The sequence below is a fragment of the Sphingopyxis panaciterrae genome (assembly GCF_011762125.1).
Classification (GTDB): Bacteria; Pseudomonadota; Alphaproteobacteria; order Sphingomonadales; family Sphingomonadaceae; genus Sphingopyxis; species Sphingopyxis panaciterrae.
In genome coordinates this window covers 491,963-514,018 of sequence record NZ_JAASQN010000001.1, presented here as the reverse complement: position 1 = coordinate 514,018, position 22,056 = coordinate 491,963, and the positions used below count along the sequence as shown (strand labels likewise).

Annotated in this window: 26 protein-coding genes; 12 read left to right on the top strand and 14 right to left on the bottom strand. The window is 64.9% G+C overall.

What is annotated here, in order from left to right; all coding sequences use genetic code 11:
• Positions 1 to 54: 54 nt before the first annotated feature.
• Both FHR22_RS02340 and FHR22_RS02335 read right to left on the bottom strand, forming a co-directional pair.
• Positions 55 to 594: a DUF3617 domain-containing protein gene (locus tag FHR22_RS02340; protein ID WP_166938500.1), complete on the bottom strand. Its 540-nt coding sequence runs from the start codon at positions 592 to 594 to the stop codon at positions 55 to 57.
• A gap of 172 nt (positions 595 to 766) precedes the next feature.
• The gene (locus tag FHR22_RS02335) at positions 767 to 1,285 is read right to left on the bottom strand and encodes a DUF3617 domain-containing protein (RefSeq protein ID WP_166938497.1); all 519 of its coding nucleotides are present in this window, start codon (positions 1,283 to 1,285) and stop codon (positions 767 to 769) included.
• Positions 1,286 to 1,376: 91 nt separating this feature from the next.
• Between FHR22_RS02335 and uvrB the strand changes: the two genes are divergently transcribed.
• The 4 genes from uvrB (at position 1,377) to FHR22_RS02315 (ending at position 5,915) form a co-directional block, all read left to right on the top strand.
• A complete protein-coding gene (uvrB, locus tag FHR22_RS02330; RefSeq protein WP_166938495.1) occupies positions 1,377 to 3,563 on the top strand; it encodes an excinuclease ABC subunit UvrB in 2,187 nt (728 codons plus the stop codon).
• Positions 3,564 to 3,664: 101 nt separating this feature from the next.
• Entirely contained in the window at positions 3,665 to 4,030 is a 366-nt protein-coding gene (locus FHR22_RS02325) for a type II toxin-antitoxin system RelE/ParE family toxin (protein ID WP_166938493.1), read from the top strand.
• Entirely contained in the window at positions 4,005 to 4,298 is a 294-nt protein-coding gene (locus tag FHR22_RS02320) for an addiction module antidote protein (protein ID WP_208417453.1), read from the top strand. The genes FHR22_RS02325 and FHR22_RS02320 overlap by 26 nt, the downstream gene beginning before the upstream one ends.
• 96 nt (positions 4,299 to 4,394) lie before the next feature.
• Positions 4,395 to 5,915 carry a S10 family peptidase gene (locus FHR22_RS02315; RefSeq protein ID WP_166938488.1) on the top strand — a complete coding sequence of 507 codons (1,521 nt, stop codon included), beginning with the start codon at positions 4,395 to 4,397 and terminating at the stop codon, positions 5,913 to 5,915.
• Between the two features lie 180 nt (positions 5,916 to 6,095).
• On the opposite strand, the gene FHR22_RS02310 is transcribed toward FHR22_RS02315, so the two are convergent.
• Positions 6,096 to 6,533, bottom strand: a complete 438-nt coding sequence (locus tag FHR22_RS02310) for a hypothetical protein (RefSeq protein ID WP_166938486.1) — start codon at positions 6,531 to 6,533, stop codon at positions 6,096 to 6,098.
• Positions 6,534 to 6,673: 140 nt separating this feature from the next.
• Between FHR22_RS02310 and FHR22_RS02305 the strand changes: the two genes are divergently transcribed.
• Positions 6,674 to 7,375 carry an NRDE family protein gene (locus tag FHR22_RS02305; RefSeq protein WP_166938484.1) on the top strand — a complete coding sequence of 234 codons (702 nt, stop codon included), beginning with the start codon at positions 6,674 to 6,676 and terminating at the stop codon, positions 7,373 to 7,375.
• 48 nt (positions 7,376 to 7,423) lie between these two features.
• On the opposite strand, the gene infC is transcribed toward FHR22_RS02305, so the two are convergent.
• Both infC and FHR22_RS02295 read right to left on the bottom strand, forming a co-directional pair.
• Positions 7,424 to 7,960: a translation initiation factor IF-3 gene (infC, locus tag FHR22_RS02300; RefSeq protein WP_166938482.1), complete on the bottom strand. Its 537-nt coding sequence runs from the start codon at positions 7,958 to 7,960 to the stop codon at positions 7,424 to 7,426.
• Between the two features lie 170 nt (positions 7,961 to 8,130).
• Complete coding sequence (locus tag FHR22_RS02295; RefSeq protein ID WP_341786535.1) at positions 8,131 to 9,318, bottom strand: penicillin-binding protein activator; 1,188 nt, start codon at positions 9,316 to 9,318, stop codon at positions 8,131 to 8,133.
• A gap of 10 nt (positions 9,319 to 9,328) precedes the next feature.
• Here FHR22_RS02295 and rsmI point away from each other — a divergent pair, with 10 nt between their 5' ends.
• From rsmI to FHR22_RS02275, 4 genes are read left to right on the top strand one after another with little or no spacing between them, the layout of a single operon-like run.
• The gene (gene rsmI, locus FHR22_RS02290) at positions 9,329 to 10,189 is read left to right on the top strand and encodes a 16S rRNA (cytidine(1402)-2'-O)-methyltransferase (protein ID WP_166938480.1); all 861 of its coding nucleotides are present in this window, start codon (positions 9,329 to 9,331) and stop codon (positions 10,187 to 10,189) included.
• Positions 10,186 to 10,536: a YraN family protein gene (locus FHR22_RS02285; protein ID WP_166938478.1), complete on the top strand. Its 351-nt coding sequence runs from the start codon at positions 10,186 to 10,188 to the stop codon at positions 10,534 to 10,536. Before rsmI ends, FHR22_RS02285 begins: the two co-directional genes overlap by 4 nt.
• 10 nt (positions 10,537 to 10,546) lie before the next feature.
• Complete coding sequence (gene gshB, locus FHR22_RS02280) at positions 10,547 to 11,497, top strand: glutathione synthase (RefSeq protein WP_166938475.1); 951 nt, start codon at positions 10,547 to 10,549, stop codon at positions 11,495 to 11,497.
• 24 nt (positions 11,498 to 11,521) lie between these two features.
• On the top strand, positions 11,522 to 12,130 hold the full coding sequence (locus tag FHR22_RS02275) for a DedA family protein (protein WP_166938472.1): 609 nt from the start codon (positions 11,522 to 11,524) through the stop codon (positions 12,128 to 12,130).
• Positions 12,131 to 12,387: 257 nt separating this feature from the next.
• Here the strand turns inward: FHR22_RS02275 and FHR22_RS02270 are convergent, their stop codons facing one another.
• The 7 genes from FHR22_RS02270 to FHR22_RS02240 form a co-directional block, all read right to left on the bottom strand.
• A complete protein-coding gene (locus tag FHR22_RS02270; protein ID WP_166938470.1) occupies positions 12,388 to 13,281 on the bottom strand; it encodes a tyrosine-type recombinase/integrase in 894 nt (297 codons plus the stop codon).
• Between the two features lie 106 nt (positions 13,282 to 13,387).
• Positions 13,388 to 14,533: a radical SAM family heme chaperone HemW gene (gene hemW / locus FHR22_RS02265; RefSeq protein ID WP_166938468.1), complete on the bottom strand. Its 1,146-nt coding sequence runs from the start codon at positions 14,531 to 14,533 to the stop codon at positions 13,388 to 13,390.
• 59 nt (positions 14,534 to 14,592) lie between these two features.
• Entirely contained in the window at positions 14,593 to 15,108 is a 516-nt protein-coding gene (locus FHR22_RS02260; RefSeq protein ID WP_166938466.1) for a DUF2239 family protein, read from the bottom strand.
• Positions 15,109 to 15,165: 57 nt separating this feature from the next.
• Positions 15,166 to 15,792 (bottom strand): RdgB/HAM1 family non-canonical purine NTP pyrophosphatase, encoded by a 627-nt coding sequence (gene rdgB, locus FHR22_RS02255; protein WP_166938464.1) that lies wholly within the window; start codon positions 15,790 to 15,792, stop codon positions 15,166 to 15,168.
• A complete protein-coding gene (locus FHR22_RS02250; RefSeq protein ID WP_166938462.1) occupies positions 15,789 to 16,190 on the bottom strand; it encodes a DUF559 domain-containing protein in 402 nt (133 codons plus the stop codon). Before FHR22_RS02250 ends, rdgB begins: the two co-directional genes overlap by 4 nt.
• Positions 16,191 to 16,260: 70 nt before the next feature.
• The gene (gene rph / locus FHR22_RS02245; RefSeq protein WP_166938459.1) at positions 16,261 to 16,980 is read right to left on the bottom strand and encodes a ribonuclease PH; all 720 of its coding nucleotides are present in this window, start codon (positions 16,978 to 16,980) and stop codon (positions 16,261 to 16,263) included.
• Between the two features lie 47 nt (positions 16,981 to 17,027).
• A complete protein-coding gene (locus FHR22_RS02240) occupies positions 17,028 to 17,828 on the bottom strand; it encodes a dienelactone hydrolase family protein (protein ID WP_166938456.1) in 801 nt (266 codons plus the stop codon).
• A 90-nt stretch (positions 17,829 to 17,918) separates the two neighbouring features.
• Between FHR22_RS02240 and hrcA the strand changes: the two genes are divergently transcribed.
• Positions 17,919 to 18,962, top strand: a complete 1,044-nt coding sequence (gene hrcA / locus FHR22_RS02235) for a heat-inducible transcriptional repressor HrcA (RefSeq protein WP_166938454.1) — start codon at positions 17,919 to 17,921, stop codon at positions 18,960 to 18,962.
• A gap of 4 nt (positions 18,963 to 18,966) precedes the next feature.
• Entirely contained in the window at positions 18,967 to 19,527 is a 561-nt protein-coding gene (grpE, locus tag FHR22_RS02230) for a nucleotide exchange factor GrpE (RefSeq protein WP_166938451.1), read from the top strand.
• Positions 19,528 to 19,695: 168 nt separating this feature from the next.
• Here the strand turns inward: grpE and def are convergent, their stop codons facing one another.
• Complete coding sequence (gene def / locus FHR22_RS02225; RefSeq protein WP_166938449.1) at positions 19,696 to 20,229, bottom strand: peptide deformylase; 534 nt, start codon at positions 20,227 to 20,229, stop codon at positions 19,696 to 19,698.
• Between the two features lie 31 nt (positions 20,230 to 20,260).
• Positions 20,261 to 20,857, bottom strand: a complete 597-nt coding sequence (gene recR, locus FHR22_RS02220) for a recombination mediator RecR (RefSeq protein WP_166940668.1) — start codon at positions 20,855 to 20,857, stop codon at positions 20,261 to 20,263.
• A gap of 173 nt (positions 20,858 to 21,030) precedes the next feature.
• On the opposite strand from recR, the gene fmt reads away from it, so the two are divergent.
• The gene (gene fmt, locus FHR22_RS02215; RefSeq protein WP_166938446.1) at positions 21,031 to 21,951 is read left to right on the top strand and encodes a methionyl-tRNA formyltransferase; all 921 of its coding nucleotides are present in this window, start codon (positions 21,031 to 21,033) and stop codon (positions 21,949 to 21,951) included.
• The last annotated feature ends 105 nt before the right edge of the window (positions 21,952 to 22,056 follow it).

Below are 22,056 nucleotides of genomic sequence, written 5' to 3'. Positions count from 1 at the left end.
AAAAGCGCGCGGCCGTTCGGCCGCGCGCTCCTGAGACAGGGCTATGCCCGGATCTCAGCTTTTGCAGGGACCGATATTGGTGCTGGTGACCTGCATCTGCATTTCCATCTGGCCGCCCGTCGGCGCCGGACCCTTGGAGGTGACGAGCACGTCGCTCTTCTTCGGCTCCATGGTGCCGTTCATCGCCAGCTCGACCTTCTGGCCGTTCGAGGTGCAGGTGCCAGCGACGTCGATCTTGCTGCCGCCGATCTCCTTCTTCGCCCAGGTGCAGGCTTCGCCGAAACCCTTCGACAGCGCATCGGCCGCATTTTCCTGGTCGACCTGTGCCTGCGTAACGCATTGTTCGGTCCCGCTCGCCGCGGCGAACTGCTTTTCCATCTGGTCCTTCATATTCGCGGGCACGCCCGGCATATCGAATTTGACCAGCTTCACGTCGGTCTTCCAGTTGCCGGCTTCGCGTTTGACCGGACCCGACGACGATGCGCCTACACCGCTGGTCTTTTCGGCGCCGGCATCCGCCGAGCTATCCGACTTACCGCAGCCACCGAGTGCCAGCGAAACACCGATTACCGCAACCGTAACGAACTTCTTCATGGGCTCCATCCTCCTGTTGAGCAAAGCGAAAACCCCTTTCCCGATATATGGTTGCGCCAAATTTCGACGATGATGCACAGAGGTCAGGAAAAGATCGGCAGACCAAGGAAAAGGGGCGCCGGCAGCAGCCAACGCCCCTTTTCCTGAACCCGGTCTTCGAACCGGACCGCGATCAGCTCTTCGCGGTGCCCGCCGGCTTGCACGGGCCGGTGTGGACGCTGGTCATCTGCATGACCATTTCCATGTCGCCCCCCGTCGGGATCTTGCCCTTGGTGGTGATCGTGACGTCGTTCTTCTTCGCCTCGATCGTGCCGGTCATCGCCATGTCGACGGTCTGGCCATTCGCCTTGCAGGTGCCCGCGACATCAACCTTGCCGCCGCTGACATTCTTCTTCGACCAGGTGCACTCGCCGCCATTGCCCGGGCCCTTGGCGAGTTCGGCTGCGATATCCTCCTTGTCGACCTGTTCCTGCGTGAAGCACTGGTCCATGCCGCTGGCACCTTCCATCATCTGCTTCATGCCCGACTTCATTTCCTCGGGCATGCCGGGAACTTCGAACTTCACCAGCTTGATGTCGGTCTTCCAGTTACCGGCTTCGCGCTTCACGGTTCCGCCGGCATTCTCGCTCTTGCCACAGCCCGATACGGCCAACGCGATGCCGAGCGCCGCGATCGTCATAATCTTTTTCATACCCTGTCTCCTGTGACTTTAATGCGGGGGCTCTTCTTGTTGTGATTCATTGCGATTGTGGACCCGCTCCATCGATACCATATTGGCAGCAATGGCAATTCAGATTCGTACATCGCTCGATGAAATCGAAACCGCGGCCGACTATGTGCCGCACCGTCCCGCGCGCCCCGACAAGGTCGAAGGCGGCAAGCGATTTGAACTGGTTAGCGACTATGAACCCGCGGGCGACCAGCCGACCGCGATCAAGGAACTGGTCTCGACCGCCCTCGATGGCGAGCGCGACCAGGTGCTGCTCGGCGTCACCGGATCGGGCAAGACCTTCACCATGGCGAAGGTCATCGACGAACTGCAGCGCCCGGCGCTGATCCTCGCCCCGAACAAGATCCTCGCGGCGCAGCTCTATGGCGAGTTCAAGAGCTTTTTCCCGAACAATGCGGTCGAATATTTCGTCAGCTATTACGACTATTACCAGCCCGAAGCCTATGTTCCCCGCAGCGACACCTATATCGAGAAGGAAAGCTCGGTAAACGAGGCGATCGACCGCATGCGCCACTCGGCGACGCGGGCGTTGCTCGAACGCGACGATGTGATCATCGTCGCGTCGGTGTCGTGCCTCTACGGCATCGGTTCGGTCGAGACTTATTCGGCGATGATCTTCGACCTCAAAAAGGGCCAGGTGGCCGACAATCGCGAGATCATTCGCAAACTCGTCGCGCTCCAGTACAAGCGCAACGACCAGGCCTTCGCGCGCGGCAATTTCCGCGTGCGGGGGGACTCTCTGGAGATTTTCCCGTCGCACTATGAAGATATGGCCTGGCGCGTCAGCTTCTTCGGCGACGAGATCGAGGAAATCACCGAGTTCGACCCGCTGACCGGCAAGAAGATCGCCAACCTCAACCATGTCCGCATCTATGCGAACAGCCACTATGTGACCCCCGGCCCGACGCTGAAGCAGGCGAGCGAGGCGATCCGCCACGAGCTTGCCGAGCGTTTGAAGGAACTCGAAGCCGAGGGCCGCCTGCTCGAAGCGCAGCGGCTGGAACAGCGCACCAATTTCGACCTTGAGATGATCGCCGCGACGGGCAGTTGCGCAGGGATCGAAAATTACAGCCGCTTCCTGACCGGCCGCCTGCCCGGCGAGCCGCCGCCGACGCTGTTCGAATATCTGCCCGATAATGCGCTGCTCTTCGTCGACGAAAGCCACCAGACGATCCCGCAGATCGGTGCGATGTCGAAGGGCGATCACCGCCGCAAGATCACGCTCGCCGAATATGGCTTCCGCCTGCCCAGCTGCATCGACAACCGGCCGCTGCGCTTTGCCGAATGGGACGTCATGCGTCCCCAGACGGTCAGCGTGTCGGCGACGCCGGGAACGTGGGAAATGGACCGCACGCAGGGCGTGTTCGCGGAGCAGGTGATCCGCCCCACCGGCCTCATCGACCCGCCGGTGTTCATCAAGCCGGTCGAGGAACAGGTCGACGACCTGATCATGGAAGCGAAGGCGACCGCGGCGGCGGGATATCGCACCCTCGTCACGACGCTGACCAAACGCATGGCCGAAGATCTGACCGAATTCCTCCACGAAGCGGGGCTGAAGGTCCGCTACATGCACTCGGACGTCGAGACGCTGGAGCGCATCGAGATCATCCGCGACCTCCGCCTCGGGGTGTTCGACGTGCTCGTCGGTATCAACCTGCTCCGCGAAGGACTCGACATTCCTGAATGCGGGCTCGTCGCGATCCTCGACGCCGACAAGGAGGGGTTTTTGCGTAGCGAAACGTCGCTGGTGCAGACGATCGGCCGCGCCGCGCGCAACGTCGACGGCCGCGTCATCCTCTACGCCGACCGCATCACCGGCAGCATGGAACGCGCGATGCGCGAAACCGACCGCCGCCGCGAAAAGCAGGAGGCGTATAACGCCGAGCACGGCATCACCCCGACGACGATCAAGCGCAACATCGGCGACATCATCGCGCATGTCGCGTCGAAGGATCAGGTGACGATCGACATCGGCGAGGACAAGCCGGCGCATATGGTCGGGCATAACCTGCGCGCCTATATTCAGGACCTCGAAAAGAAGATGCGCGATGCAGCGGCAGACCTGGAGTTCGAGGAAGCCGGGCGCCTGCGCGACGAGATCCGCCGATTGGAAGCCGACGAGCTCGGCCTGCCCGCCGACCAGCAGGTCGCACCGCGCGTCGGGCGCTCGAACGAGGGCAAGCCAGGGACGCGCAAGGGGCGGTTCGGGAAGCAAAGCAAGACGAAGTGGGGGCGGTGATCGCGTCCGTTTCGGACAAGTCCAGCCCCTCCCCCACTGGCTGACGGCGGTAACACCCGCCAAAGTACCATGGCACGCGATCCGCGAAAGGATGATCGCCCATGGACGAACCGATTGACAATTCCCCATATGTCCTGTATACAGGACAAGTTATTCAGTTTCGGCAAACGCCGCAATTTGAAAAATGGCTGCGGACGTTGCGGGATCGGTCGGCGATGCCCAGAATCGTCGATCGTCTTAAAAAGCTTGCGCTCGGCCATATGGGAGACACGAAGTCCGTCGGCGACGATGTGCACGAATTGCGCTTCGCTTTCGGACCTGGATATCGAATCTATTATATGTGGCAGGGCGACAGGCTGCTCTTGCTGTTGTCGGGCGGCGACAAGGACAGTCAGGCGCGCGACATTGCAAAGGCCAAGGCGCTGGCAACGGAGGCGAATGATGGCATTGAAAACGCTCCCCTTTGATCCGGCCGATTATCTCGAGACCGCCGAGGACATCCGCTACTATCTTGAAGCGGCGATGGAAGGAAATGACGCGAGACATATTGCCGGCGCACTGGGCGATGTCGCCCGGTCGAAGGGCATGACCGAGATTGCGCGGCAGACCGGACTCGGACGACAGGCGCTCTACAATGCGCTGTCCGAAAATGGCAATCCGACGCTACAGACGCTGACCGCCGTCCTTGATGCCCTGGGTCTCGAATTATCGGTGCAGCCCAAGAAGGCCGCCTGACCACCCTTCGACCAAAGCCCCTATCGAGCCGACCAGCACCCTTGCCCCCTCCCCGCGCGCGGCTTAGCGTCCGCGCCCTAACGGGGAGAATGTCGAATGAAATCGGGTCTGTCGCTCATCGCCCTGGCGCTCGCCTTTGCCGTGCCCGCCGCCCTCCACGCGCAGGACAAGCCTGCAGACGGCGCCGCGAGCCAGAAGGCCAAGGCCGACAAGCCCGCCGACGACTATGAACCGCAGGTCCATACCACCAAGCTCAGCGGCACTTTCGGCGGCCAGCGCGTCAACTATGCCGCGACGATCGGCGAGACGATCCTGAAGAACCAGGATGACGTCGCCGAGGCGGCGATCGTCACCACCGCCTATGTCAAGGAACCGCGCGACCCCAGCCGCCCGGTGACCTTCCTGTTCAACGGCGGCCCGGGGTCGGGCACCGTGTGGCTGATGATGGGCGCATTCGGGCCGAAGCGCGTCGCGATCCCCGGCGACGCGCGCGACGACGGCGCCCCGCCCTATCCGATCGTCGACAACCCCGACGCGCTGCTCGACGTCACCGACGTCGTGTTCATCGACCCGCCGGGCACCGGCTTTTCGCACCTGATCGGCAAGGCGAAGCCCGAGGATTATTATGGGGTGACACAGGACGCCAAGGCCGTCGCCGAGGTGATCCGCCGCTGGCTCAATGAAAACGGCCGCTGGAACAGCCCCAAGTTCCTCGGCGGCGAAAGCTATGGCACGACGCGATCGGCCGCGGTCGCCAACCAGTTGATGAACGAGACGTACAACGACGTCGCGTTGAACGGCATCATCCTCATCTCGACCGTGCTCGATTTCGCCGCCGGCGCCGACACGCCGGGCAACGAGCTGAGCTATATCACCAACCTGCCGTCGATGGCGACGACGGCGATGTTCCACGGCAAGGCAAGCGGCACCTCGGTCGAAGCTTTCGCCGAGGAAGCACGACAATGGGCGATCGGCCCCTATGCCTCGGCGCTGCTGAAGGGTCAGAAGTTGCAGGGCGAGGAACGCGCCCAAATCCGCCGCGAACTCGCGCGCTTCACGGGTCTGAGCGAAACCTATCTCGAAAGCGCCGACCTGCGCGTGACGCCCGACCGCTTCTACAAGGAATTGCTGCGCGACCGCGGGCTGACCATCGGCCGCCTCGACAGCCGCTACACCGGCAAGGATTATGACAATGCCGGCGAAAGCCCCGACAATGATCCGAGCTTCTATGGCATCGACGCGAGCTATACTGCCGCGATCAACAGCTGGAGCCGCGACACCTTGGGGTTCAAGACGACCCGCGAATATCAGTCGATCGGCAATGTCGGTCCGTGGGACTGGCGGATCGGCGGGCGCGACAGCAACGCCTACCTCAACGTCGCGCCCTATATCGGGCAGGCGCTGCGCGAGAATAGCGGGCTGCGCGTCTTCGTCGGCCAGGGCTATTACGACTTCGCGACGCCCTTTTTCGCCGCCGAATATGCGCTGTCGCGCACCGGCATCCCGCAGGATCGCATCTCATATCAATATTATGGCGCCGGCCACATGATGTATATCCGCGACGAGGACCGCCACAAATTATCGGCCGATATCCGCGCGTTTATTCGGGGGCGTTAGGTCGGCATCGGGGTGGGGAGCTGCCATGAGCTCTACTCACCTTCGTCATCCCGGGCTTGACCCGGGATCCCGCTTTTTTGAAGGCACCAGCGGTTTTCGGCGCCAAGCGGGACCCCGGATCAAGTCCGGGGTGACGATGAAAAGGACGGCAACTCCCAGCCGAAACCTGTCATTCCCCCGTCAGCGCAGCACGCCCCGCGCCTTCATCGCCCGCGCGTAGAAGATCAGCGCGAGCAGGACCACCCAGACCACGATGCTGGTATAGAGCGGCACGTCGCCGAGCAGCCGCTTCAGTGTGTCGCCATTCTGGACCAGCTGATAATAGGTCACCCCGGCCAGCCCCACGGCCGACGCGATGAAGGCCGTGAGCGCGTAGCGCGAGCGCAGCAGAAGCAGCAGCGACCCGATGAAGGATCCGAAGCCGCCCAGCGCCCAACAGGCATTTGCCCAGGCGGGGGTGCTCAGGAAGAAGGTGCGCTGTTCTTCATTATATTGCGACAGCCAGAAACCATTCTGCATATTGGTTAGGGTGAAATCGACCGCCGGAAACAGATTCCAGAGCAGGGTCAGCCCACCCACCAGCCACAAATGCCACGGCGTTTTACGCACTTCGGTCATATTCGCCTCCCCTGCTGAAAAATCGCGCAAAACTATCATGCTTTGCGGCCGTCAGCAATGCGGTGATATAGCAGCACAATACAGCCCGGACGGCGGATTGGGGGCTTGGCAAGCGGGCGGTGCATGACGATATGCACCGCATGTGTGTCGTTGCTCTCGCTCACCATGCCCATCCGCAATGGCCGCTCATCCTGGTCGGCAATCGCGACGAATTTCACGCGCGGCCCGCGGCGCCGCTCCATCCATGGGAAGACGGCAGCGGGATCGCCGCCGGGCGCGACCTGCAGGCGGGCGGCACCTGGCTCGGGCTGCACCGGCCGAGCGGGCGCGCCGTCGTCGTGACCAACGTCCGCGGTGCGATGCCCGATCCGGCAAAGGAATCGCGCGGCGCGCTGGTGACCGACATGCTGCACGGTTCGGGGCGCTTCGCCGAGCCGGCGACGACGGATTTGCCGCGCTTCAACGCCTTCAACCTGTTCGCGGTCAACGGCGGCGCGGCGCGACTGCTGACCAACCGGCCGGTGCCGCTGATCATGCCGCTGGGCGCCGGCGTCCAGGCGCTCGCCAACGAGCCCGTCGACAGCCCCTGCCCCCGCGCCGAGCGGCTGCGCCTCGCACTCCAGGCCGTTGCCGATGCCGGCACGGATCCGGAAGCGTTGCTCGATACGCTGATGGCCGAGGACGGCCCGGCGCTGTTCCTGCGCGGCGACATATACGGCACCCGCGCCTCGACGCTGGTCGCGGTCGCCGCCGACGGCCACGCCCGCATGATCGAGCGCCGATATGAAGCGGGCGGGCGTTCCGCCGGAACGACCGCCCTCCAATTTCATATCGGTTCCTGATTTCGTCCTTCCGGCAAAGGCCGGGATAACGAAAGCTGAAATCGCAACCTATTTCGGCGCGATGACCATCAGCATCTGACGGCCCTCGGTGCGCGGATGCGCCTCGACCTTCGCGATTTCCGACGTCAGTTCGGCGACGCGCTGCAGCACGTTGAGGCCAAGCTGGGTGTGGCTCATCTCGCGGCCGCGGAAGCGCATCGTCATCTTGACCTTGTCGCCTTCCCCGAGGAAGTCGAACACCTTGCGCATCTTCACGTCGAAATCATGATCATCGATATTCGGACGCATCTTGATCTCTTTGATTTCCTGCGTCTTCTGGCTCTTGCGCGCCAGATTCGCCTTTTTCTGGGCTTCGTATTTGAACTTGCCCACGTCGAGGAACTTGCACACCGGCGGATCGGCGTTCGGGGATACTTCGACGAGGTCCAGCCCGACGGAGGCCGCCTGTTCGATCGCTTCGGCGGTCAGCATGACGCCCAGATTTTCGCCTTCGTCGTCGATGACGCGGACCTTGGGGGAGGCGATGAATTCATTGTATCGCGGGCCATTCTTGGGCGGCATTCGGTCCATCGGGCGGCGAGTCATGGGCGGTGGTATAGCTGTATCTCCTGAGTCATTCATGACGGGCGCGCGGAATCGGCACGAAGCGCGCGCAATGTCCATATAGTGAACGCGCGGCGCACGTAAAGGCTGCGGCACCGGATTGCCCGCCGCTTTTTCGTCCGACTGTGGCGGCTATGCCACGCCTTTCACGATCACCACTTCGTCGGCGCGGGATCGACGACGCGGAATCCGCCGGCACCGACCTCGCTCACTTCCAGCGCGCGCAATGCAATGCCGCGGTTGTTGAAGCGGAAGATGCCGTCGATGCCGCCAAAGCCATCCGCGGCGAGCAGCTTGTTCGCCGGAAAGCTGGTGCCCGGTTTCCAGTCGCGCGAAATGCGAACGGTCAGCAGCACCGAATCATAGCCAAGGCTCGCCAGGCGATAGGGCGCCCGCCCGAAACGGGTGCGATATTTGCCCGCGAGCTGGCCGTAGAGCCCGTCCGACACGCTGGCGAACCACGCCCCGCGCATCGCCGCATTGCTGCCCAGCGAGGCTTCGGTATTCCACAGTTCGGTGCCGAGGATCTGCTTGTTGCCGCTGCTCTTGATCACCGGCACCGCGCGGATCGCATTGCCGCCGCTGTCGGCGATCAGCACCGCGTCCATCGCGCCGCCGCTGGCCAGCCGTCGCGCCGCGCCGGTCAGCGCGGTGGCGCTGCGATCATAGCTTTCGACCGCGACCAGCGTCCCGCCGGCTTCGGTCACCGCGGCGCGGAACGCCGCCGCCGACCGGTCGCCATAAACATTCTTGGGCACCAGCGCCCCGAAGCGGACATGTCCCTTGCCGCGCGCGAAGGCGACGACGCGTTCGACCGACTGGCCGGGGACGAAGCCCATGATGAAGACGCCGTTGCCGGCCACGCTGCTGTCGTTCGAGAAGCTCAATACCGGCACCTTTGCCGCGCGCGCGATCGGCGCGACCGCCGCGACATCCTCGCTCAGCAGCGGGCCGAGGATCAGCTTGTTGCCGTCGGCGACCGCCTGCCGCGCCGCGGCCGCGGCGCCGAGCGCGGTGTCATAGGTGGTGATGCGGACCTTTTCGGTACGCGAATCGAGCAGTGCCATCGTCGTCGCATTGGCGATCGCCATGCCGACATCGGCGTTGGGACCGGTTTCGGGGACGAGCAGCGCGACGCGGTGGCGGTCGGTGTCGGTCGGCAAGCCCGGACCGATGTCGTCGGCCGGCCGGTCGGGCGGCGGCGGGGTCGCGGGCCCGTCGGACTTGGGAACGACCTGACACGCCGCCAGCAGCCCTGCCATCGCCAGCGTTGCCATCGTGCGCAGCATTTTTCGCCGCGACGCCGCATTGTTTTGGCGCTCGGTAGCAGTTTCTGCCATTTTCGGCGTCATGCCGGATTCGACCATCTCAGATTCTCCCTTGCCCGGACTCTATATCGTTGCGACGCCCATCGGCAACCTCGGCGACATCTCCGCCCGCGCCGCGGCGACGCTTGCCGCCGCCGACGTCATCGCGGCGGAGGATACGCGCGTGACGGCGAAGCTTCTCGCCCATCTTGGTTTGCGTGTGCCGATGACCCCCTATCATGATCATAGCGACGAACGCACCCGCGCCGCTCTGGTTGCGCGAATGGCCGATGAAATTGTCATACTCGTGTCGGATGCCGGAACCCCGCTGATTTCGGACCCCGGATACAAGCTGGTCCGCGACGCGCGCGGGGCGGGGCGGCACGTGACCACCCTGCCCGGCCCGTGCGCCGCGATCGCCGCGATCACCCTGTCGGGGCTGCCCAGCGACCGCTTCCTGTTCGCGGGCTTCCTGCCGAACAAGGCCAAGGCGCGCGCCGACACGCTCGCCGAATTTGCCGGACTGCGCGCGACTTTGGTCTTTTATGAAAGCGGACCGCGCCTGTCGGCGTCCTTGGCGGCAATGGCCGAAGGGCTGGGCGATCGCGAGGCCGCGGTCGCGCGCGAGATCAGCAAACTCTACGAACAATGCGTCACCGGCACGCTCAGCAACCTCGCCGCGCGCTACGCCGATGCGCCGCCGAAGGGGGAGATCGTCGTCGTCGTCGGCCCGCCCGGCGCGGCGATCGCCGAAGCGGCCGACGATGCGACACTGGACGCCGCGCTGCGCGAAGCGATGGCCGGCAAGCCCGTCGCACAGGCGGCGAAGGCAGTCGCCAAACGCTTCGGACTCGACCGGCATGAGACCTATGCCCGCGCGCTGACCTTGAAAGAGGGCGGGTGAACCGCGCCGCCGCCGAAGCTCGCGGACGCAAGGCCGAACGCCGCGCGGCCTGGTGGCTGCGCCTGCACGGTTGGCGTATATTGGGCGAACGGCTGCGCGTTCCCGCGGGAGAGGTCGACCTGGTCGCGCGGCGCGGGCGCACCATCGCCTTCATCGAGGTCAAGTGGCGCGACCGCATCGAGGATCTCGATTTCGCGATCGACGCATATCGCCTGCGCCGTGTTGCCGCGGCGGCGGAAATGCTGAGTCCCCGCTTCATCCGGCCACGCGATGATATCCGCATCGACGTGATGCTCCTTGCGCCGGGACGCCTGCCGCGCCATCTGGTCCACGTCTGGCAACCCTGAGGAAGACATAATGACCCTGCGCGCCGCCGTGCAAATGGACCCGATGGACGGAATCAACATCGGGGGAGACAGCAGTTTCCACCTGATCCTGAAAGCGCTCGAACGCGGCTACGAGCTTTACCACTACGACGTCCGCGGGCTGACGTGGGAGGCCGGGCGCCTCACCACCAGGGCGCACCGCATCACCGAAGCGAAGCGCGAGGCGGGCGCCCATTACACGTTCGGCGACGAAGTGCTGCTCGACCTTGGCCGCGACGTCGATGTCGTGCTGATGCGACAGGATCCGCCCTTCGACCTCGGTTATCTCACCGGCACCTGGCTGCTCGAGCGGATCGCGCACGAAACGCTGGTCGTCAACGATCCGGTTTCGGTCCGCAACGCGCCCGAAAAGGTGTTCGTCCTCGACTTTCCCGAATTCATGCCGCCGACGATGGTGACCCGCAACCTCGACGCGGTGAAGGATTTCCAAGCGCGCCATGGCGCGGTCGTCATCAAGCCGCTCCACGGCAATGGCGGCAAGGCTGTTTTCAAGATCGACGCCGATGGCGGCAATCTCGGCGCGCTCGTCGAACTGTTCGGGCAGGTCTGGCCCGAGCCTTTCATGGTCCAGCAGTTCCTGCCGAGCGTCGCGAAGGGCGACAAGCGCATCGTGCTGGTCGACGGCGAGGTCGCGGGCGCGATCAATCGCAAACCCGGCGAAGGCGAATTCCGCTCGAACCTCGCGGTCGGCGGCTATGCCGAGGCGACCGAACTCACCCCGCGCGAGCAGGAAATCTGCGACATTCTGGGACCGCGCCTCAAGGAACGCGGGCTGGTCTTCGTCGGCATCGACGTGATCGGCGGCGAATGGCTGACCGAAATCAACGTCACCTCACCGACCGGCATCGTCGCGATCGACCGTTTCAACAACAGCGATACCGCGGGCATGATCTGGGACGCGATCGTTCGCCGGATCGGTTGACGCAGCCGCCGCGTTACCCCTGTCATGACCGATTTCATCCTGAACCTGATCCAGGGCTGGGGCTATATGGGGATTTTCATCCTCATGTTCCTCGAAAACGTCTTCCCGCCGATCCCGTCCGAAGTGATCATGGGCCTCGGCGGCATCGGCGTCGCCAAGGGCCATTTCGATTTCTGGACCCTCGTCGCGGTCGCGGTCGCGGGCACGACCGCGGGCAACTGGGTCTGGTACGGCATCGGACGCTGGATCGGCTATGCGCGGCTCAAACCCTTCATCGACCGCCACGGCCGCTGGCTGACGCTCGACTGGGCCGAGGTCGAACGGATGCACAATTTCTTTCTGAAATACGGCCCCGCGATAATCTTTTTCGCACGCTTCATGCCCGTCGCGCGGACGATGGTGTCGCTCCCCGCCGGCATGGTGAGGATGAACCAGGCGAAATTCCTGATCTGGACCGCCGCCGGATCGACGATCTGGATCGCCGCCCTGGCAGGCGCGGGCAACTGGTTCGGCGGGAAGTTCGCGAACCTCGACGCCTTTGTCGGCCCCGTCGCGCTGGTCGCGATCGGATCGCTGGTGCTGATCTATATCTGGCGCGTCATCACCTGGAAGCCGAAGGCAAAAGGCGAATGATCGGGATTTGCCCGCCGATGTTTGATAAGCGGCCGTCGTTGATCCTCACCAAAGAGACCGCGTGCGCACCAGATTGAGCATTTGCGTAAAGAAGCATTCCTATCGATCGGAAGAGGAAGCGCTCGCGGTCGTTCGGCGTTCCGAATTTCAGCTCCGACCGTACCGCTGCGACCGCTGCCGGCTTTTCCACCTGACAAGCCGCACCAAGGGCAAACGAACACCCCGGTAAGTCGAAGCGAGCTTCTGTTGCTCGCCGATCACGCCCGCGGATGCGCGCTGCGATAGATATCGAGCAAATGCGCCGCATCGACCGCGGTGTAGACCTGCGTCGAAGCCAGGCTCGCATGGCCGAGCAATTCCTGCAGGCTGCGCAAATCCGCTCCGCCCGCCAGCAAATGCGTCGCGAAGCTGTGGCGCAGCGCGTGCGGGGTCGTGCGTTCGGGAAGCCCCAGGGCGCGGCGCGCGGCGCGGACGCTGGCGCGGACGACCCCGGGCGCCAGCGGGCCGCCGCGCGCGCCAAGAAACAACGCGCTGTCCTTCGCGATCGGCCATGGGCAAGCCGCAACATAGCGGGAAACCGCGGCGGCCACCGCTGGCAGGACCGGGACGATGCGCGTCTTGTTCCGTTTGCCGGTGACGCGGAGCGTCTCGCCGAGCGGCAGCACCGCACCCGTCAGCCCCAGCGCCTCGCCGATCCGTAAGCCAGCGCCATAGAGCAGCAGCAGCAGCGCGAAATCGCGCGCGCCGACCCAGCCCTCGCGGGCATTATCCTCGACATCCTGCGCAAGCTGCATCGCCTCGGCGGGCGCAACGGGACGCGGCAGCCCCTTCTTGACCCGCGGCCCGCGCAATGGCGGCACCACCGCCCCCGATCCGCCAGTGAAGCGCAGGAAACCGCGCAGCGCCGACAGCTCGCGCGCCGCCGACGTATTGCCCAGCCCCTCGGCCCGGCGCGCGGCAAGATAGGCGCGCAAGTCGTTGGCGGTCAGCGATTTGAGCATGTGCGCATCGACCGCACCGCCATGGTGGTTCGACAGAAAGGCGCAGAAGCGTGTCGCCGTCGCGATATAGGCACGGCGCGTATGCTCCGACCGGCGCTTTTCATGCGCCAGATGGGCATCCCAGTCGCGGATCAAATCTTGCGCCAACACAATTCCTTCCCAATCCGTTCGTGTCGAGCGAAGTCGAGACACCGCGAAGGCATGGACGAACGATGGGCATCTCGACTTCGCTCGATGCGAACGGAGCCTGCTTTAACTAGCCGGTCCGCACCACCTCGGAAAGGATCGAGTCGAGCAGCAATATGCCATCGTCGCTCACCGCAAGCGTGTCGCCTACCTGCCGCATCAGCCCCTGCCGCGCCAGCCGTGCCGCCGTTTCCGCATCCAGAAATGCGTCGCGCGGCAATCCGCTGCGCGCTTCGATCCGCGCCAGGTCGATGCCTTCGGTCAACCGCAGCCCCATCAGCATCGCCTCGGTCGCGCGCTCGTGCGGCGGCAGGTCGCTCTCGACCTTCAGCCCATGACCGTTGCGCTCGACCGCGGCGACGAAATTTTCGGGCTTCTTGTGCCGCTCGGTCGCCTGTCCGAGCCGTCGGCCATGCGCGCCGGGGCCGATGCCCGCATAATCGGCGTAGCGCCAGTAAGCGAGATTATGGCGGCTCTCTTGCCCGGCGCGCGCATGGTTCGACACTTCGTAGCGCGGCAGCCCCGCGGCGCGCGTTATCGCCTGCGTCGCGTCGAACAGGTCGGCGGCGGTGTCGCCGTCGGGAATCGTCAGGTCGCCCTTTGCCGCCAATGTCGCAAAGCGCGTGCCGGGTTCGATGGTAAGCTGATAGAGCGAAAGATGATCGGTGCCGAACGCCAGCGCGCCCTGAAGTTCGGCCTCCCATGCCGCGAGCGACTGCCCCGGCCGGGCGTAGATCAGGTCGAAGCTGACACGCGCGAAATGATCCTGCGCCGCGGTGATCGCCCGGCGCGCCTCATCGCCGCTGTGCGCGCGGCCAAGAAATTCAAGCACCTGCGGGTCGAAGCTCTGAACCCCTATCGATACGCGATTGACCCCGGCCGATGCGAGCGCGGCGAAGTTGGCAACTTCGACCGAATTGGGATTGGCCTCCAGCGTGATCTCGACAGCTTCGGCCAGCCCCCAGGCTTCATCTGCCGCCGCGATCACCGCCGCGACCGTTGCAGGCGGCATCAGGCTCGGTGTGCCGCCGCCGAAAAAGATCGATCCGACGGTGCGCCCCGGCAGCAACCCTGCCTCGTACCGCAGATCGGCAAGCAACGCCGCGCGCCACACCGCCTGATCGACGCTTTCGCGCACATGGCTGTTGAAGTCGCAATAGGGGCATTTCGACACGCAAAACGGCCAATGGACATAAAGGGCAAGCGGGTCGGCCATGCGGCGCCCCTACCCCCTTTCGTCATGGCGGCGAAAGCCGGAATCTCCCATCCGCCGTTTCAGCGCTTCAGCATCTGCGCGATATGGGCCCGAATATCGTCGGGCCATGCCGCCACGGTGGCGAAAAACCCTTCGTCATCGTCGCGGTACAAGGCGCGCAGCGCGTCCTCATAACCCGGCCGGTCGCCGCAGAGGTGGCTCATGAAATGATAAGCCGCCTCCTTGCGCTGCTTTGCGTCCGGCGCGTCGCGGCTCGCAGTTTCGACCAGCCGCCGCAGCGTCGCCGACGCCCCTCCCGGCTGCGCCGCAAGCCAGTCCCAATGGCGCGGCAGCAGCGTGACCTCGCGCGCTTTCACGCCAAGCCGCGGGCGGCCCGCGGAGGGCGCCGGGGCAGCCGTCGCGGCGTCCCAATAGTCGAGATCGGTGAGCCGGCCGGACATATCGTCGAAAACGAGAATCGCGCCGAGGTCGCCGGGATAGCGCTCCTCGATCGTCCGGGTGACGGTTTCGCGATTTCCGGAAGCGAGCTTGGTGTCGCCGAGAAAGGCGGTGACGCTGTGATGTTCGTGAGTCATGGCGACCCATTATACCCGGATAAAAACTCTGTCAATATTATCCGGGTATAATTCAGGCTATGCGAAGGCGCCCGCGACCAGCTTCGCAAAAGCGTCCGCACGATGGCTGATCGCATGCTTTTCCGTCGGATCAATTTCCGCGTAAGTCAGGGAGTTGCCGACCGGAACGAAGACCGGATCATAACCAAAGCCCAGCAGCCCGCGCGGCGGCCAGGTCAGGCTGCCCTGCGCGGCACCTTCGTAAACATCGGCATGTCCATCGGGCCAGGCGAGCGCGAGCGTGCAAACAAAGCGCGCGCTGCGATCGACATCGGCGCCTTGTTCGGCGAGCAGGCCTTCGACCTTGCCCATCGCCATATACCAGTCGCGCCCCGGCTCGCCTTCATACCATTGGCGTTCGGCCCAGTCGGCGGTGTAGACGCCGGGCCGCCCGCCCAGCGCCGCGACCTCGAGCCCGCTGTCGTCGGCCAGCGCCGGCAGCCCCGCCGCCGCCGCGCTCGCATGCGCCTTCAGCAGCGCGTTTTCGACGAAGCTCGTCCCCGTCTCCTCGGGCTCGGGCAAGCCAAGGTCGCCCGCCGACACCGGTTCGATCCCGAACGGTTCGAGCAGCGCCCTTATCTCGCGCACCTTGCCCGCATTGTGGCTGGCGATGACGAGACGGCCGGGTTGCAGTTTGCGGGTCACAAAGCCCTCTCCCCTTGGGAGAGGGTTGGGTGAGGGGGTCTGCCGTTGGCGACGGCAAGCACACGCCCGCGCAAATCCTCCAAAACGCCTTCCAGATTGCTCATAATGTCATTGTTCCAGTATCGGATGACTTGATAGCCAGCCGCTTGCAGGCGCGCGGTCCGGTCGATGTCGGCAGCATTTTCGGCATGCTGCCCGCCGTCCGCCTCGATGATAATCCGCAGCTCTTCGCACAAGAAGTCAGCAACGAAACCGGCAATGGGCGATTGCCGGCGAAATTTGAAACCAAGGAATTGGCGCGCCCGAAGTACGCGCCAAAGCCTCTTTTCGGCCTCGGTTTCCGCGCGCCGCAATTTTCGCGCGATTGGCGTTGACGATTTGTGCGGCTGCCCGGACACATCCCCTCACCTGCTGCGACTAGCCAGCAAGCTGGCAAGTCTCGCTTCCTCTCCCGACGGGAGAGGAAAGCTACGACCGCCCTACCGCCTTGTCCTGTGCCGCGAAAATCTCGGCGCAGCCGATGCGGGCGAGGCGCAGCAGGCGGAGCAGGCCTTCCTCGTCGTAGGTCGCGCCCTCGGCGCTCGCCTGCACTTCGACGATCTGGCCGCGGCCGGTCAGCACGAAATTGCCGTCGGCTTCGGCCACCGAATCTTCGTCATAATCAAGGTCGAGCACCGGCGTGCCCTTGTAGATCCCGCACGAAATCGCGCCCACCTTGTCCTCGATCGGATCTTCGGCGATCGTCTTGGCGGCGAGCAGCTTGTCGACCGCGAGGCGCAGCGCGACCCACGCGCCCGAAATCGACGCGGTGCGCGTGCCGCCGTCGGCCTGGATCACGTCGCAATCGATGACGATCTGGCGCTCGCCCAGCTTCTTCATGTCGACGACGGCGCGCAGGCTGCGGCCGATCAGCCGCTGGATTTCCTGCGTCCGGCCCGACTGCTTGCCCTTCGCCGCCTCGCGGCTGCCGCGCGTGTGCGTCGCGCGGGGCAGCATGCCATATTCGGCCGTCACCCAGCCCTGCCCCTTGCCGCGCAGGAACGGCGGCACCTTTTCGTCGACGCTCGCGGTCACCAGCACCTTGGTGTTGCCGAACGACACGAGCACGCTGCCCTCGGCATGGATGGTGAATTCGGTCTCGAGGGCGATGGGACGCATCTGGTCGGGGGCGCGGCCGGAAGGGCGCATGAAGAATCCTTTCAAATGATGATGCCGCCGCCCTTAGGCCGCCGCCCTCATTCGCTCAACCGCATCTTGAAGAAATCGAGGATTTCGTCGCGCGCCTGCACCGTCGGTTGCCCCGCCTCGTCGATCAGATGGATGGTGACGACGCTGTGCGGATTCTTCATCGGGCTGACCGGGTTAGCCGCGCTGTCAGGTAACACCTTGCCGATAAAGCGGTCGCCGAGCGCGTCTTCATAGGCGGCGAAGCGGGCTGCCTGGCAGAATTTGTCGCCCGCGAACCGATAGGCCAGCACGGTCAGATCTTCGGCAACCATCCGTGCCTTGACCGCCGCGAGCTCGTCCGGCGCGATATGGATCGCCGCCGGCTTGGTCATCGGCAGCGACGGCTGCGCGAGCACCGGGGCGATGACCGCGGGTTCGAGCATCATCGACAGCGCGAAATTGCCCGTAAAGCACATGCCGATCGCGCCAACCCCCTTGCCGCCGCATTCGCCATGCGCCTGCGCCGCGAGCGCGCGGAGCCACTGCGTCGCGGGCGCACTTTCATTGGCTGCCAGCGCGCGGAACTGGCGGCTGATGCAACCACCGGCGATGGTGAACAAGGCGCCCGGCATGCGCGGCACCGCGCCGTCCTTGCCAAAGATATGCGGCATATAGACGGTAAAGCCCGCATTGCGCACCCAGCGCGCGAAGCGCGCGACATGCGGGCTGATCCCCGGCATTTCGGTCATCACGATGACGGCAGGGCCGCTGCCCATGGTGTAGACGCGATGCCGGCCGCCAAGCAGCGTCATCTCGCGATGGCCGAAGTCGTCGAGCGGATCATCCTGGGTAAGCGGGCGTGTCGTCATGCTGTCCTCCCCGTCGGAAAGGCTAACGCGACTTGCCCGCGCTGACCAGCAAAGCTTGCCCCTTCCTCTCCCCGTCCCTAGATTCCCCCCATGACCACGCCGCCGATCACCGAACTCACCACGCGCGCCCGCGATGTGTTCCGTCTGGTCGTCGACGCCTATCTGGAAACCGGGCAGCCGGTCGGGTCGCGCACCCTGTCCAAATTCGCGGCGCTCAATCTGTCGCCCGCGTCGATCCGCAACGTGATGCAGGATCTCGAGGAATATGGCCTGCTGTCGAGCCCGCACACCAGCGCGGGACGCATGCCGACCGAACAGGGGCTGCGCCTGTTCGTCGACGGCATGATGCAGGTCGCCGAACCGTCGGCCGAGGACCGCGCGCAGATCGAGGCGAGCCTGTCCGACGCCGGACCGATCGAAAGCGCGCTCGCGCAGGCGACATCGGCGCTGTCGGGGCTGTCGGCGTGCGCCGGTCTCGTCCTCGTGCCCAAGCACGAACGCGTGCTGAAACAGGTGGCCTTCGTTCCGCTGTCGGCGACGCAATCGCTCGTCGTCCTCGTCGCGGGCGACGGCGCGGTCGAAAATCGCGTCATTGACGTGCCGCCGGGGCTGAGCCAGTCGGCGCTGACCGAGGCCGGAAATTATATCAGCGCCACCTTGTCGGGACTGACACTCGCCGAGGCGATGGCGCGGGTGCGGCACGAGATCGAGGCCGAACGCATCGCGATCGACCGCGCGGCGCAGGATCTGGTGTCGCGCGGCCTCGCGATCTGGTCGTCCGACGGCACCGACCGGCCCGTGCTGATCGTGCGCGGCCAGGCCAATCTGCTCGACGAAAGCGCGCTCGGCGACCTCGACCGGGTGCGCCAGCTGCTCGACGAACTCGAAACCAAACAGGACATCGCAGGACTGCTCGACAGCGCGCGCGAGGGCGCCGCGACGCGAATTTTCATCGGTTCGGAGAATAAGCTCTTCTCGCTGTCGGGATCGTCGGTTATCGCCGCGCCCTATCGCGGCAGCGACGGGCGCGTGGTCGGCGTGGTGGGCGTAATCGGCCCGACGCGCTTGAACTATGCGCGTATCGTTCCCATGGTGGATTTCACCGCTCAATCGCTCTCCAGACTGATACGATAGGTTTATGACGAACAACGACAATGACACGCCCGTCGAAGACGACGCGCTGACCCCCGAAAATGTCGCGGCGGAAGCCGCCGCGACCGAAGCCCCGAGCGAAACTGACGAGATCGCCAGTCTCGCCGAACAGGTCGCGGGCCTGCAGCAGGACCTCCTCTATGCGCGCGCCGAGACGCAGAATGTCACGCGCCGCAAGGACAAGGAAATTGCCGACGCGCATGCCTATGCCTCGACCAAGTTCGCGCGCGACATATTGTCGGTCGCCGACAACCTCGGCCGCGCGCTCGCCGCGCTCAGCGCCGAGCAGCGCGCCGACGAGGCGATCAAGCCGCTGATCACCGGCCTTGAAGCCACCGAACGCGAATTGCTGAGCGTGTTCGAACGCAACGGCATCACCCGCATCGCCGCGGTCGGCCTGCCGCTCGATCCCAACCAGCATCAGGCGATGCTCGAAATCCCCAGCGACAAGGAACCCGGCACGATCGTGCAGGAAATGCAGGCGGGCTATATGATGAAGGACCGGCTGCTGCGCCCCGCCATGGTTGGCGTGGCGAAGGCGGGCTGATAAAAAACCCTCTCCCCTTGGGGGAGAGGGGTACGAAGGCTTGGCGGCTTGCCGCCTAGCTGGAGCTGGGTGAGGGTCTGGACACCTCGCGCCGAAGCGCCCTCACCCGCTGCGACCAGCGAACAAGCTCGCGAGTCTCGCTGCCCTCTCCCCCATGGGGAGAGGGATTCAAGCCGCCTTGCGCATCTTCGCGAGCTTCTTCAGCACCATGTCGCGCTTCAGCCGCGACAGATGGTCGATGAACAAAATGCCCTCCAGATGGTCGTGCTCATGCTGGATGCACGTCGCCATCAGCCCGGTCATGCGTTCCTGATGATGCTTGCCATCCTCGTCCTGCCAATCGACGGTGACTTCGGCGGGGCGCGTCACATCGGCATATTGTTCGGGGACCGACAGGCAACCTTCCGAATAGACGCTATGCTCCTCGCTCTCATCCGAAAAGACGGGATTGATGAAGACCCGCGGTTCGCGGATCACCTTCTTGCCCTCTTCGTCGTCGGGGTCGGGTTCCTGCAGGTCGATCACCAATATCCGCTTCGGCACCGCGACCTGGATCGCGGCGAGCCCGATGCCGGGAGCGTCGTACATCGTCTCGAACATGTCGGCGACCAGCGTCTTGAGCTCGGCGTCGAACGTCTCGACGGGCTTCGAAATGACGCGCAGCCGCGGATCGGGAGTCTCTATGATGGGTAGGATGGCCATGGCGTGCAGGTATGAATTCGCATGGCCGACGTCAACCCACTGGTCGCCGCGCGCGCAGCGCCTGCGCCAGCGTCCCTTCGTCCAGATAATCGAGCTCGCCGCCTACCGGCAAACCATGCGCGAGCTGCGTCAGCCGCACCGGATAGCCCTCGAGCCGCTCAGCCAGATAATGCGCCGTCGTCTGCCCCTCCAGCGTCGCGTTCATCGCCAGCACCACCTCGTCGATGCCGCCTGCGGCGACGCGCGCGACCAATGCGTCGATGCTGAGGTCCTGCGGGCGAATGCCCTCGAGCGCCGAGAGGCGGCCGCCGAGCACATGATATTTGCCGGGAAACAGCCGCGACTTGTCGAGTGCCCACAGGTCCGACACTTCCTCGACGACGCACAGCGACCGCGCATCGCGCCGCGGGTCGGCGCAGATCGCGCACGGGTCCTGCGTGTCGATATTGCCGCAGATGCCGCAGGTGACGAGCCGTTCGGACACCGTCTGGAGTGCGGCGAGCAGCGGCGCAAAGCTGCTTTCGCGCTTCTTCATCAGGTGCAACACCGCGCGCCGCGCCGAACGCGGGCCAAGCCCCGGCAGGCGGGCGAGTTGCTGGACGAGCGCTTCGATTTCGGTGGAGGCCATGAGCTTGTGGTAGTGGCTGTGCAATCGGTGCACAATAACCCCTTCGTCACCCCGGATAACCCCTTCGTCACCCCGGACTTGATCCGGGGTCCCGCTTTCGCCTTTGCCAGGATGACGATTGAGGCAAGCGAGATCCTTGCCCTTCGCCGCATCCTCCGCCAAAGCCCGCACCCATGCGCATCGCCTTCATGGGAACGCCGCCCTTTGCGGTGCCGACGCTTGCCGCGCTTCATGCCGCAGGGCACGACATCGCGGCCGTCTATAGCCAGCCCCCGCGCCCCGCGCAGCGCGGCAAGAAGCTGCAGCAGAGCGCGGTGCATGTCTGGGCCGCGGAGCATGGCCTGCCTGTCCGCACGCCGAAGAGTCTGAAGAGCGAGGAGGCGCAGGCCGAATTCGCCGCGCTCGATCTCGATGTCGCGGTGGTCGCGGCGTACGGCCTGATCCTGCCGCAGGCGATCCTCGATGCCCCGCGCGAAGGGTGCCTGAACGTCCACGGATCGATCCTGCCGCGCTGGCGCGGCGCGGCGCCGGTGCAGCGCGCGATCCTGGCGGGCGACGCCGCGACCGGCGTGACGATCATGCAGATGGACGCGGGACTCGACACCGGCGCGATGCGGCTGGTCGAGACGACACCGATCGCAGGCAAGACCGCCGGCATGCTGACCGACGAGCTCGCCGAAATGGGCGCATTGATGATGGTCAAGGTGCTGAGCGACCTCCACGCCTTCACCCCCGAAGCGCAGCCCGACGCGGGCGTGACCTACGCGGCAAAGATCGACAAGAGCGAGGCGCGGCTCGATTTCCTGACCAGCGCGGTACAGGTCGAGCGGCAGGTCCGTGCGTTCAATCCGATTCCCGGCGCCTTCTTCGAACTCGATGGCGAGCGGTACAAGATCCTGACCGCCGAGGTTGCCCACCCTTCGGATACGGTTGCGGGCGCCACCCCCGGCATCACGCTCGACGATGCGCTGACCATCGCGTGTAACCCCGGTGCGGTTCGGGCGGTGCGCGCGCAACGTGCCGGCAAGCCCGTAATGGACGCAGGCGAACTGCTGCGCGGCCGCGCCATCGCGAAGGGGACGCGGCTGGCATGATGTTCTATTTGCGGTTTTCGTCACCCCGGACTTGATCCGGGGTCCATAGCTGCGCCAAGCCCCATGGATGCCAGATCACGTCCGGCATGACGAATTTCAGGATGA

What these genes read in the sequence shown, in the direction of transcription:
- FHR22_RS02260 (WP_166938466.1), bottom strand. Translation starts at nt 15,108, where the DNA reads ATGACTCACGAACATCACAGCGTCACCGCCTTTCTCGGCGACACCAAG.
- rph (WP_166938459.1), bottom strand. Translation starts at nt 16,980, where the DNA reads ATGCGCCCTTCCGGCCGCGCCCCCGACCAGATGCGTCCCATCGCCCTC.
- FHR22_RS02325 (WP_166938493.1), top strand. Translation starts at nt 3,665, where the DNA reads ATGGACGAACCGATTGACAATTCCCCATATGTCCTGTATACAGGACAA.
- FHR22_RS02295 (WP_341786535.1), bottom strand. Translation starts at nt 9,318, where the DNA reads ATGGCAGAAACTGCTACCGAGCGCCAAAACAATGCGGCGTCGCGGCGA.
- recR (WP_166940668.1), bottom strand. Translation starts at nt 20,857, where the DNA reads ATGGCCTCCACCGAAATCGAAGCGCTCGTCCAGCAACTCGCCCGCCTG.
- hemW (WP_166938468.1), bottom strand. Translation starts at nt 14,533, where the DNA reads ATGGCCGACCCGCTTGCCCTTTATGTCCATTGGCCGTTTTGCGTGTCG.
- FHR22_RS02305 (WP_166938484.1), top strand. Translation starts at nt 6,674, where the DNA reads ATGTGTGTCGTTGCTCTCGCTCACCATGCCCATCCGCAATGGCCGCTC.
- FHR22_RS02320 (WP_208417453.1), top strand. Translation starts at nt 4,005, where the DNA reads ATGGCATTGAAAACGCTCCCCTTTGATCCGGCCGATTATCTCGAGACC.
- def (WP_166938449.1), bottom strand. Translation starts at nt 20,229, where the DNA reads ATGGCCATCCTACCCATCATAGAGACTCCCGATCCGCGGCTGCGCGTC.
- infC (WP_166938482.1), bottom strand. Translation starts at nt 7,960, where the DNA reads ATGACTCGCCGCCCGATGGACCGAATGCCGCCCAAGAATGGCCCGCGA.
- FHR22_RS02335 (WP_166938497.1), bottom strand. Translation starts at nt 1,285, where the DNA reads ATGAAAAAGATTATGACGATCGCGGCGCTCGGCATCGCGTTGGCCGTA.
- hrcA (WP_166938454.1), top strand. Translation starts at nt 17,919, where the DNA reads ATGACCACGCCGCCGATCACCGAACTCACCACGCGCGCCCGCGATGTG.
- grpE (WP_166938451.1), top strand. Translation starts at nt 18,967, where the DNA reads ATGACGAACAACGACAATGACACGCCCGTCGAAGACGACGCGCTGACC.
- FHR22_RS02240 (WP_166938456.1), bottom strand. Translation starts at nt 17,828, where the DNA reads ATGACGACACGCCCGCTTACCCAGGATGATCCGCTCGACGACTTCGGC.
- rsmI (WP_166938480.1), top strand. Translation starts at nt 9,329, where the DNA reads ATGCCGGATTCGACCATCTCAGATTCTCCCTTGCCCGGACTCTATATC.
- gshB (WP_166938475.1), top strand. Translation starts at nt 10,547, where the DNA reads ATGACCCTGCGCGCCGCCGTGCAAATGGACCCGATGGACGGAATCAAC.
- FHR22_RS02315 (WP_166938488.1), top strand. Translation starts at nt 4,395, where the DNA reads ATGAAATCGGGTCTGTCGCTCATCGCCCTGGCGCTCGCCTTTGCCGTG.
- FHR22_RS02310 (WP_166938486.1), bottom strand. Translation starts at nt 6,533, where the DNA reads ATGACCGAAGTGCGTAAAACGCCGTGGCATTTGTGGCTGGTGGGTGGG.
- FHR22_RS02340 (WP_166938500.1), bottom strand. Translation starts at nt 594, where the DNA reads ATGAAGAAGTTCGTTACGGTTGCGGTAATCGGTGTTTCGCTGGCACTC.
- FHR22_RS02275 (WP_166938472.1), top strand. Translation starts at nt 11,522, where the DNA reads ATGACCGATTTCATCCTGAACCTGATCCAGGGCTGGGGCTATATGGGG.
- fmt (WP_166938446.1), top strand. Translation starts at nt 21,031, where the DNA reads ATGCGCATCGCCTTCATGGGAACGCCGCCCTTTGCGGTGCCGACGCTT.
- uvrB (WP_166938495.1), top strand. Translation starts at nt 1,377, where the DNA reads ATGGCAATTCAGATTCGTACATCGCTCGATGAAATCGAAACCGCGGCC.